General features: G+C 58.0%; 6 protein-coding genes, 1 tRNA gene and 1 pseudogene. 1 reads left to right on the top strand and 7 read right to left on the bottom strand.

Annotated features, from left to right (window positions below; all coding sequences use genetic code 11):
- Both VM163_05775 and VM163_05770 read right to left on the bottom strand, forming a co-directional pair.
- Nucleotides 1-893, bottom strand: an 893-nt coding sequence (locus VM163_05775; protein ID HUT03381.1) for a glycosyltransferase, incomplete at its 3' end; no start/stop codon positions are given.
- Nucleotides 894-1,988: a glycosyltransferase gene (locus VM163_05770; protein HUT03380.1), complete on the bottom strand. Its 1,095-nt coding sequence runs from the start codon at nucleotides 1,986-1,988 to the stop codon at nucleotides 894-896.
- Nucleotides 1,989-2,175: 187 nt separating this feature from the next.
- Between VM163_05770 and VM163_05765 the strand changes: the two genes are divergently transcribed.
- Nucleotides 2,176-3,885, top strand: coding sequence for an SUMF1/EgtB/PvdO family nonheme iron enzyme (locus tag VM163_05765; protein HUT03379.1), 1,710 nt, complete (start codon nucleotides 2,176-2,178; stop codon nucleotides 3,883-3,885).
- Here VM163_05765 and mnmG read toward each other — a convergent pair.
- The 5 genes and pseudogenes from mnmG to VM163_05740 form a co-directional block, all read right to left on the bottom strand.
- The gene (gene mnmG / locus VM163_05760; GenBank protein HUT03378.1) at nucleotides 3,781-5,676 is read right to left on the bottom strand and encodes a tRNA uridine-5-carboxymethylaminomethyl(34) synthesis enzyme MnmG; all 1,896 of its coding nucleotides are present in this window, start codon (nucleotides 5,674-5,676) and stop codon (nucleotides 3,781-3,783) included. The genes VM163_05765 and mnmG overlap by 105 nt on opposite strands.
- 100 nt (nucleotides 5,677-5,776) lie before the next feature.
- The gene (mnmE, locus tag VM163_05755; GenBank protein ID HUT03377.1) at nucleotides 5,777-7,192 is read right to left on the bottom strand and encodes a tRNA uridine-5-carboxymethylaminomethyl(34) synthesis GTPase MnmE; all 1,416 of its coding nucleotides are present in this window, start codon (nucleotides 7,190-7,192) and stop codon (nucleotides 5,777-5,779) included.
- 81 nt (nucleotides 7,193-7,273) lie between these two features.
- Nucleotides 7,274-7,365: transfer RNA gene (locus VM163_05750), tRNA-Ser, on the bottom strand.
- 97 nt (nucleotides 7,366-7,462) lie between these two features.
- Nucleotides 7,463-8,415: pseudogene (locus tag VM163_05745) on the bottom strand (IS110 family transposase).
- A gap of 417 nt (nucleotides 8,416-8,832) precedes the next feature.
- A partial coding sequence (locus tag VM163_05740; GenBank protein HUT03376.1) for a hypothetical protein occupies nucleotides 8,833-9,330 on the bottom strand: 498 nt, incomplete at its 5' end.

Raw genomic sequence — 9,330 nt, 5'->3', positions numbered from 1 at the left:
CACCGCGCAAGCTCTGTGTCAGGAAATGTCGCGACACATACCGCCGCTGCACTTACATAGTCCGCCACCCTCCTGTGCGATATGTATCCTGTGAATGTCACCGGCACGCTGCTCGCCATTGCAAGCTCGCGAAGCCGTTTTAGCTTTGCGCCTCCCCCAACCACCAAGAACTGCGCTTCGGGAATAGCGTCTGTCACCTGCGCAGCAGACTTGATGAATGCCTCCGCAAACGACGCCTCCTCAAGCTGCCCCTGATACAGAACCATAGGTGGCCTCACCCCCAGAGAATCGAGCTTCTCCCGCCCGAACCTGCGAGGCGCAAAGAGCGAGAGGTCCGCCCCCACCGGGGCGTCAAACACGGCCTCGGGGGGCGCGCCGTATTCCAGGGCGAGAGACCTAAGCCGCTGGCTTGCAGCCGAGATTGTATCAACAAGCTGCACGAGTCGCCGCTCGACGAATGCAAACTCCCTAAACTGCGCAACGCTCGCCCCTCCATCGGAGACCATGCTCTTAAGTATCTCTGTCTCGTTGTCATCCCAGTCGTAGTGGAGAGGCTTGCCGCTGAGGGCTGACGCGATCGTGGCCGGAATAGATACAGTGGGATGACACTTCTGAAGGTGAATGATGTCGTGCGACCTAAGCAAGCGATTTACGATCAGAGCATTTCTCAAGATCGCCCCCCTCTCGGCAAACAGTCGCACATGCGGAACGCTCTTGACATAAGGAAACTCAAGCAATGACAGGTTGATGTCAGTCGAGGCGCGGCGCAGGTGGCACACCGTAGCCAGCGTTATCTTGACGCCGCTCGCAAGAAGCCGCTTTATTATGTTAGCGGGCCGAACAAAGCTGGCAACGCTCCCAGCCGCATAAGGGTAAAGAAACAGAACACGCACTCAGCTGTTCCTCTGGATGCGCTGCCATAGTCCGCCTGGCTTCACGCGCCCCAACATTACTTGAAACCACCCGAGAATTATTCCGGCGAACTGCAAGAAGGAGAATACCTCTCCCAGAGCGATGAGCAGAATGGCCCCTCCCAAAGCTATCCACAACACCCATGGCCCAAACTTGCAGCTCAAGAACACCAGATCAAAGACCACGAAAGCAGGCAGCGTGAGCGCAAACGCCCTCCTAAACGGCTGAGTAATTGCTCCGAAGAACCCGTAGCGCGGGTTCCCAAGCATCGTCCAGTAATGAGCCATAGTAACCAGCGTAGTGCAGACCCGACGCCTGATCTGCACCATCTCCGCCCACATTGTCTCTGGACAGCTCTCCAAGACGAGCGTGCTCTTGGACACAACGCACCGATAGCCCTGCTTCCTAACGATGAATGTGATCTCCAAATCGTCGATGATCGCCTCGTCAGGCAGCCTGGGGACTAGACTATGCCGAAACGCCAAGAAACGCCCATCGAGGCTACACGCAGAATCGATCAGGCCCTCTGTGTATCTCATCTCCCAGTCCGAGACATGAAACCGGAGTTTGCTTCTCATGTATGGTATTTTCTCCTTCTGGAGCGTCACCAGCCCGGATACCGCCCCGATGTCGTCGTGCAGCATCCCAACAACCTCCTTGACCGCACTAGGCTCAACAGTCGTGTCAACATCGCTCACGATGACTATCTCAGCGTCGGTCGCGGCAAGTCCAGCGTTGATCGCCTTGTTCTTGCCGCGCTCGCACTGCAAGAGGGTTACTGGGTATCGCCGCACTATGTTGGCTGTCTCGTCGGTTGAGCCGTTGTCAACCACGAGATAAGCCAGCTTATCCTTTGGATAATCGATTTGAAGAATGTTCTCGAGCTTCTGCTTTATGAACTTCTCCTCGTTGAAGACCGGCACCAAGATCGCCACGGTCGGCCACTCGTCGGGCACCACGCTCTCAATCGGGCTTCTGCGCCGGGCCAACCATCTGACCAAACAGGAATAAAAGACGAGAACCGAGGCAATTATGGCGGTCGAAATCGCAAACAGAAGCCAGAGAAAAATGTCCACGAACCCCTCGTCAGCAATAGCCCATTCAAATCGCACTTATCGCGGCCAAGACTATTGATATCGGGCGGTTCAGTCAAGGCGGGGATGGCGCACGATGTTTGACATAAGCCACAGAATTAGTAAAAATCCTTATAGAGATTTTGGTCGATTCTGTTTTTGACTTGCTGCGTCAAAGAGGTGCTATTTAATGACTAGATTATTGCCTGTATCTGTAATTTTCGCCAGTTTACTTGTGCTGACTGTTGCGATTTCTGCGGCGGCTGCGCCTTCTGTTCAGGTTTATGCCGACAAGCTGGAGTTGCACCGGGGGGACGATTTTCAGATCTGGGTCAGCGCGGAGAACCCCGATCAGGAGGTCGAGGTCGATTTTTATCTAATTCTGAGGACGCCGGGCGGAGCCTACCTGTTCTGGCCAAGCTTCACGACAAGGCCCGAATTGCTCACGGTTACGCTTCCGGCACAGTTCAGTCTGGACCCAACTATGCTCTTCGAGATGCAGGTTGCTGAGGCATCGCCGCTCGGGATCTACACCTGGTATGGCGTCCTCACGAGGGCTGGCGAGACGACTATCTTCGGGGACTACGGCCAGGTCTCGGTAAATGTGATCAGCACGTCGCCGCCGCTTGCAGCTTTTGCCAGCGCCGACCCGATGCGCGGCTCGGCGCCGCTGAACGTCAGTTTCCACGGAGATGCGACCGGCGGTATTGCTCCCTACAAATTTTATTGGGACTTTGAGTCGGACGGCATATTCGAATCTCAAGGCCAGGACGTCCAGCACGATTACGAGGCGCCGGGGATGTTCGAGGCGGTGCTCGCCGTCGTCGATGCTGATGGGACGCAGGCCTATGATTACCTCACGATAAATGTGTCGGCCAAGATGTCCGTGGAGGCCGTGGCTGATCCCGATTCAGGCAACGCCCCGCTTAGCGTGTCGTTCATGGTGATAGCCGAGGGCGGTTTCGAGCCGTACACCTACGAATGGGACTTTCAGGGTGATGGCAAGGTTGATGACACAGCAAGGTCGCCGGAGTTCACATATACCAGTGAAGGCCGTTACTACTGCATTGCCCTTGCCAGAGATTCCAGGGGTCAGATGGCTTGGGACATAATAACCATCACGGTCGATTCGGCGCAGGCTCCTTCGGGAATGGTTCTCGTGCCGGCCGGCGAGTTCGCAATGGGGAGCACGGAGAACGGCACCATGAGCGATGAGACGCCGGTGCATCAGGTTTGGCTGGACAGTTATTACATCGACCGCTACCCGGTCACCAACAGCCAGTACAGGGAGTTCGTGCTGGACACGGGCAACCTGGAGCCGGCCTTCTGGGATGATGATAATTTCAACCAGCCTGACCAACCTGTGATCGGCATATCTCAGCAAGAGTCGCAGGCCTATTGCTTGTGGACTGGCAAGTTGCTCCCCACCGAGGCGCAGTGGGAGAAGGCGGCCAAGGGGCCCACGCACCGGATGTTTCCCTGGGGAGACGGTCTGCCGAACTACGGCGGCTTGTGGTTCGCCAATCTCCACGCGAAGGACGCTGCGGCCGACGCGGACGGTTTCCAATACACCTCGCTAGTAGGGTATTACAACGGCCTTAACCCTGGCACAGGCAACGGCAAAAGCCCTTACGGCTGCTATGACATGGCCGGCAACGTCTGGGAGTTCTGCTCCGATTGGTACGCGTCGGATTACTACCAAGCATCGCCTCACGAAAACCCAACGGGCCCGGAACTTGGGACAATAAAGGTTGTCCGCGGCGGCTCCTACGACAGCCCCACGTGGGACATCAGGTCATCCTGTCGAGATTGGAGGGCGCCGGACGACTGGGACCAGTTCGTCGGCTTCAGATGTGCCGCCCAGGTTCCCGCGGCCAGCGATATGTATGGAAAGGACTGATATCGCAGCCGGCGTCATGCCGGGGATTCTTCTGGCCGCACCGAGAGTCTCCGGCCTTAACTCGGCAAGTCGTTCCTTGATCTCGGCTCGGAGACCGGGCACGCATTCAAAATCGGTGTCCGTGGGGATCTTGATCCTGTCGAGCTTCGCCGCGTCAGCCAGCTGACTCTCCTCTCGCCTGATATAGCCCTCATACTTGACGTGCATCTCTAGAATATCGCGGTCGGCCTGCGATAGGTTCGATTCAAAACCGAACCTGTCGGTCAGGTCGGCGTAGCGGAACTCGGGGCGCCTCAGAAGTTCAAGCAGGCTTGCCCCGGCGAATTCGGCGTGTCGGCCTTTAGTATGCGCTCTTCTGAGGGTGTGCATCTCCCGCTCTCTCGCCTTCTTTCTCTCCATCATATAGCCATAAGCCTCGTCGGTTATCAGGCCAAATTGATGCCCGTAGCCCATCAGCCGCTCGTCCGCTGTGGCCGCAGCGAGCAGCAGGCGATGCTCTGAGCGCGCGGTGAACATTCGATAGGGCTCTCTGCAACCTAAGGTAACGAGGTCGTCGATCATCACTCCGATGTAGGCCTCTCGCCGGGAGATGACGAAAGGCTTGTCGCCTCGAGCTTTCAGTGCGGCGTTGAGCCCAGCGATAAGGCCCTGGCCAGCCGCCTCCTCGTAACCGGAGGTGCCGTTGATCTGGCCGGCGAGAAACAGCCCGGCTATGCGGCGAGTTTCAAGCCAGGGATGAAGGTTCGTAGGCTGAATGAAGTCATACTCTATCGCATAGCCAGGGCGCGTGATCTTGACCTCCTCAAGGCCCGGAACCGCCCTGAGCATCGCAACCTGAACATCATAAGGAAGGCTCGTTGCGAAACCGTTCGCATAGTATTCGTCCGTCGTAAGGCCCTCAGGCTCTATGAATATGTGATGCGCCTCGCGATGTGGGAACTTCCTGATCTTGTCCTCGATCGATGGGCAATACCGGATGCCGACGCCCGTGATCTTGCCCGAAAACAGAGCCGAACGCTCGAGATTCTCACGTATTATTCTGTGGCACTCTGGTGTGGTCCTTGCGAGGTAGCAATTCACTTTGTTGCCGTTGCACTCTGGGATGACAAAGGAGAACTTCGGCGGCGGCTCGTCCCCTGACTGAGGCGCCAGCCTCTCGAAATCAATCGTCCGGCCGTCCAACCTCGGGGGCGTCCCTGTCTTTAGCCGCAGCAGCTCAAACCCCAGCCGCTTCAGCGACTTGCCGAGCTCGCTCGAGGACGGATCGCCGAGGCGCCCGCCGGCAAACGAATCGGTCCCGATGTGCATCATCCCGGCAAGGAACGTCCCGGCCGAGACGATGACCGATTTGGCCGCGATGTTACCCCTGAACAAGCATCGGACACCCTCCACGCGGCCGGAAGAAGCTAGAAGTTCGATCACCTCGTCCTGCACCAAGTCAAGCCGCTCCTGCAACTCGATCACCTGCTTGAACCGCCTGGAGTAGCCAGCCTTGTCCGCCTGCGCGCGCGGACCGCGAACCGCCGGGCCTTTCCGCCTGTTGAGCAATCGAAACTGAATGCCTGTCTGGTCAATAACCTGAGCCATCTGGCCGCCGAGAGCATCGATCTCCCGAACGATATGCCCCTTCCCAATGCCGCCTATCGCTGGATTACAGGACATCGCGGCCACCTTGTCGGCGTTCAGCGTAACAAGCAGAACGGAGCAACCCATCCTGGCGGCAGCAAGCGCCGCCTCGCAGCCAGCGTGCCCGGCTCCAACCACTACAACGTCATACGAAGCGCTCATCATCCCTGCCGAGTGTCTCGGCTCCCATAAATCATTTTACTGCAAACATCTCCGGCCAGCTCGCGCGTCCCGAGCTCCCCTACGGCTGACAGCTGCGAACCGTTCACTTCCCGATGCAGAATCGCGAGAATATCTCATCAAGTATATCAACCCCCACGTCTATGCCCAAAAACTCGTTAAGGGCGGTGAGAGCCTCGCCCAGATCGCTGCTGGCAAACTCCGGCCACGAGCCGGCCTGGGACGCCCTGATCGCTGTGTTGATCGCATCCCGTGCCTTCCGAAGCAGCCGCTCATTTCTGACTGTCCCCACAACGCAGGCCTCGCTTCGCATCTTTGGCAGCAGAGCGCAAAGCAACTTATCCAGCGCCGCCTCCAGCTCGTCGAGTCCAAAACCCGAAATCGCGCACGTCAGGACCACCGGCGCTGCCGCCAAGTCCTCGCACCTGGCCACAAGAACGCTCGGGTCCCAACGCTCGCCTAGGTCGATCTTGTTCAAAACCAGCACGGCAGGTCTTCCGCCCCACGTTTCAACGAGCTGCACGTCCTCATCCCCAAGCGGTGACGAGGCGTCGAAGACCATCACCAGAACGTCCGCGTCGCGGGCTGCACCTTCCATCTTGGCTCGCGCCTTGGCATCGAGCTCATCCCTGGGAACGCCTAGCCCCGCGGTGTCGCTGAGTCGCATTCTACGTCCTGACAAAAGGGCGACGTCAACGTCGATCCTGTCCCGGGTGGTTCCCGGAGCCTCGCTTGTTATCACCCGGTCCTCGGCAAGCAGCGCGTTTAGGATTGTTGACTTCCCCACGTTCACCTTGCCGACTATCGCAGCTGTTGGCAGCTTCTGCACTTGCTGGCTTGCGGTAAACGCCGCGATCATCGCCTCGAGCTGCCGAGCCGTGTCCGACAGCAATTCCACGCCGGAGCCTTCTCGCTTCGCATCACGGCGCATCAACGCCTCGTCAGTAACGTCCTCCGGAAAATCGATCGAGGCGTCCAGCTCCGCCTTCACCTGTATCACCTGTTCGCGCAGTCGCGCGACCTCCGTGGACGTCCTCCCCCGAACCTGTGAGAGCGCCACTCGCTTGGCCTCCTGGGTCTGTGCTGACAAAAGCTCCATCACGGCCTCTGCCTGACACAGGTCCATCTTGCCCCGCAAGAACGCGCGCCTCGTGAACTCACCTCCCGTCGCAAGTCTCGCCCCGGTCTCTATCACGGCGGAGAGAACGTCCTTCAGAACCAGTGGATTGCCGTGGCAGCTTATCTCGACCATGTCCTCCCCCGTATAGGAGCGAGGTGAGCGCAGCACCGTCAGCATCACCTCGTCCAAAACCGCCCCGTCCCGAACAATTCTGCCAAACTGAACTGTCGAATGGTCCATCTCGCTCGGGCTCTTGGACCCAATGAAGACGCGGTCCGCGGCGGCTATCGAGTCGGGCCCAGAGAGCCTCACCAGCCCTATCGCACCGACTCCGGGGCCGGTCGAAATCGCGGCAATCGTGTCGTTATCTTCTGGCAGCATGGCGCCCTTACAAAGTTGTTATCAGATTTCGGCTGGACACATTATTCATCCTTCATCCGTTGGCGGTTGGCAGTTGGCGGTTGGCGGAGAGGCAGGGATTCGAACCCTGGAAGCGCTTTAAGACGCTTACTCGCTTAGCAGGCGAGCTCCTTCGGCCTCTCGGACACCTCTCCTACGAATGAATCCTGTCTCATTGAGCACCGGCAACTGTGCAAAACGCCGCCGATCTTGTCAAGTGCGAGGCCTTCGGGAAAGTGACTGTGTTTGAGGTCAAGGGTTTATTGTGCAGTTACACCAGGGTTTTTGGTCTCGGATGATAGCGTTCAAGATTGTGAGCAGTCGTCGCATGACTGCTGTCAAGGCGAGTTTTTGGGGCTTGCCGTTCTCAATCAGCCGAGAATAGAAGCAGGATAGGACAGGATTGTATCGTGAGGCGCATAGAGCGGCCATGTAGAGCGATGCCCGGACGCGTGCTCGGCCTACACAAATGAAGCGTTTTCCACACCATTGGCCGCTATCGCGAGAGAATGGCGCCAGACCTGCCAGGGCAGCGAGCTTACGGCGTGGAAGGCGGCCAAGTTCGGGCAGTTGGCCCAGCAGCACTCGGGCGGTCGTCGTCCCGACGCCTCGGATGCTGGTGAGCAATTCCTCGTTGACACGCCACATCGGGCTATTACGGACCTGCTCATCGATGTCGCTGTCGATCTCGCGGAGCAACGTTTCAATCGACTCTATGTGTACCTCGATGTTTCGGCGAATCGGCTCTGCGTGCCCGGTTTTCAGGCGATTTAGTTCTGCGACGCGATTCTGGACCAATTGGCGTCGTCGGACGAGCAATTCAGCCAGCAGGGCCTGCGCCTCGTCTGGTAACTGGCGAGGGGAGGGTTGCATTTTGACGCCGAACTGAGCAATCTTATGAGCATCGAATACGTCGGTTTTGGCGTGTTGGCCGGAAGCTTTGGTGAAGTCTCGGACCTGTTTGGGATTGACGACAGCGACGGGGAAATTCGCGTTTGTAAGAGCGGCGGCGGGGAGGTTTTGGAGGCCTCCGCTGGCTTCCATAACGACGAGGCTTATGCTGGGGGGAGTTGGCTGACCCATTCAGCGAGGGAATCTGGGTCATTGCTCACGTGCCATGAACGGCCTTGTGGGAGCAGGCAGGCATCGAGCGAGTTTTTGGAGAGGTCAATACCGAGAACGGAGAGAGTGTGATCAGTGATCATTGGCGAACCCTTCCCTGCAAATACGGGCTTGGTTGGCCCAAGTGATTGTGCGGGTTATATCCAATTAGGCTGTGGTGGCCCACACTTTTCCACGGTCTCACGAGGGACCAAGGGAAAAACGGGCTCGCCGCAGCCTGCTCGGGGCGCGCACAATGACCAACACCCCAAGACTCAAAACAATAGCTAAGATAGTTACATAGAAGCATGAAAGACAACATACAAGAGGGAAAAAGGAAAAGGGCGGAAACGCTCCGCCCCTCGTCCTCTGACTTTCGACTTTCGACTAGCAGCTAACTGAGCCGCCGAAGCCCGTGCATGACAGGCTCGGGCCCAGCGCCGCACGCTCAACCCCGCCCGATCCGAACGCGAACAGTCCTCAACCGAGAGACCTTTGAAAGAAGCGTTCTTAGCAGCCGATCACCCGGTGATAGTGAACGGAAACAAGCTCGGCTGGCCAATGAACTCCAATCGGCCCGGCTTTGAGAGCACTGCTCCGAACATGTAGTCGCCTGCTGGCGCGCCGTCTGGGACGTTCAGCCGGAAGACCTCGGCCGGCCCATAATGGAACCCTCCCGGAAGCGAGACCGCCTCAAGCCAGGGGACGGTGTCACCAGCAAAGCCGGTGCCGACATAACAGAGAAGCGTGCCGTCCGGCAGGATGAAGCCGAGATAGACGTCCACAGATACTGCATTGCCAGGGTTCTCCGCCTCGACAGAGGCAATCAAAAGATCAGCAGGCGAAAAGTGGGCTGCGTTCAGCGAGCCATGGATAGCGGGTTCGACCTCGCCGCGACCGTAGTGATAGCCCATATCAACGGTGCCAGTGTCACGGACGTTATCCGTGCGCGTAGTTCTCTGGTCAAGGCCCAGGTTCGATGAGGTATCGCTGCCTGCGTCTATACATGGGCTGTTTGA

The sequence above is a fragment of the bacterium genome (assembly GCA_035527515.1).
Taxonomy (GTDB): Bacteria; B130-G9; B130-G9; order B130-G9; family B130-G9; genus B130-G9.
This window is presented reverse-complemented; position numbering and strand designations above follow the sequence as displayed.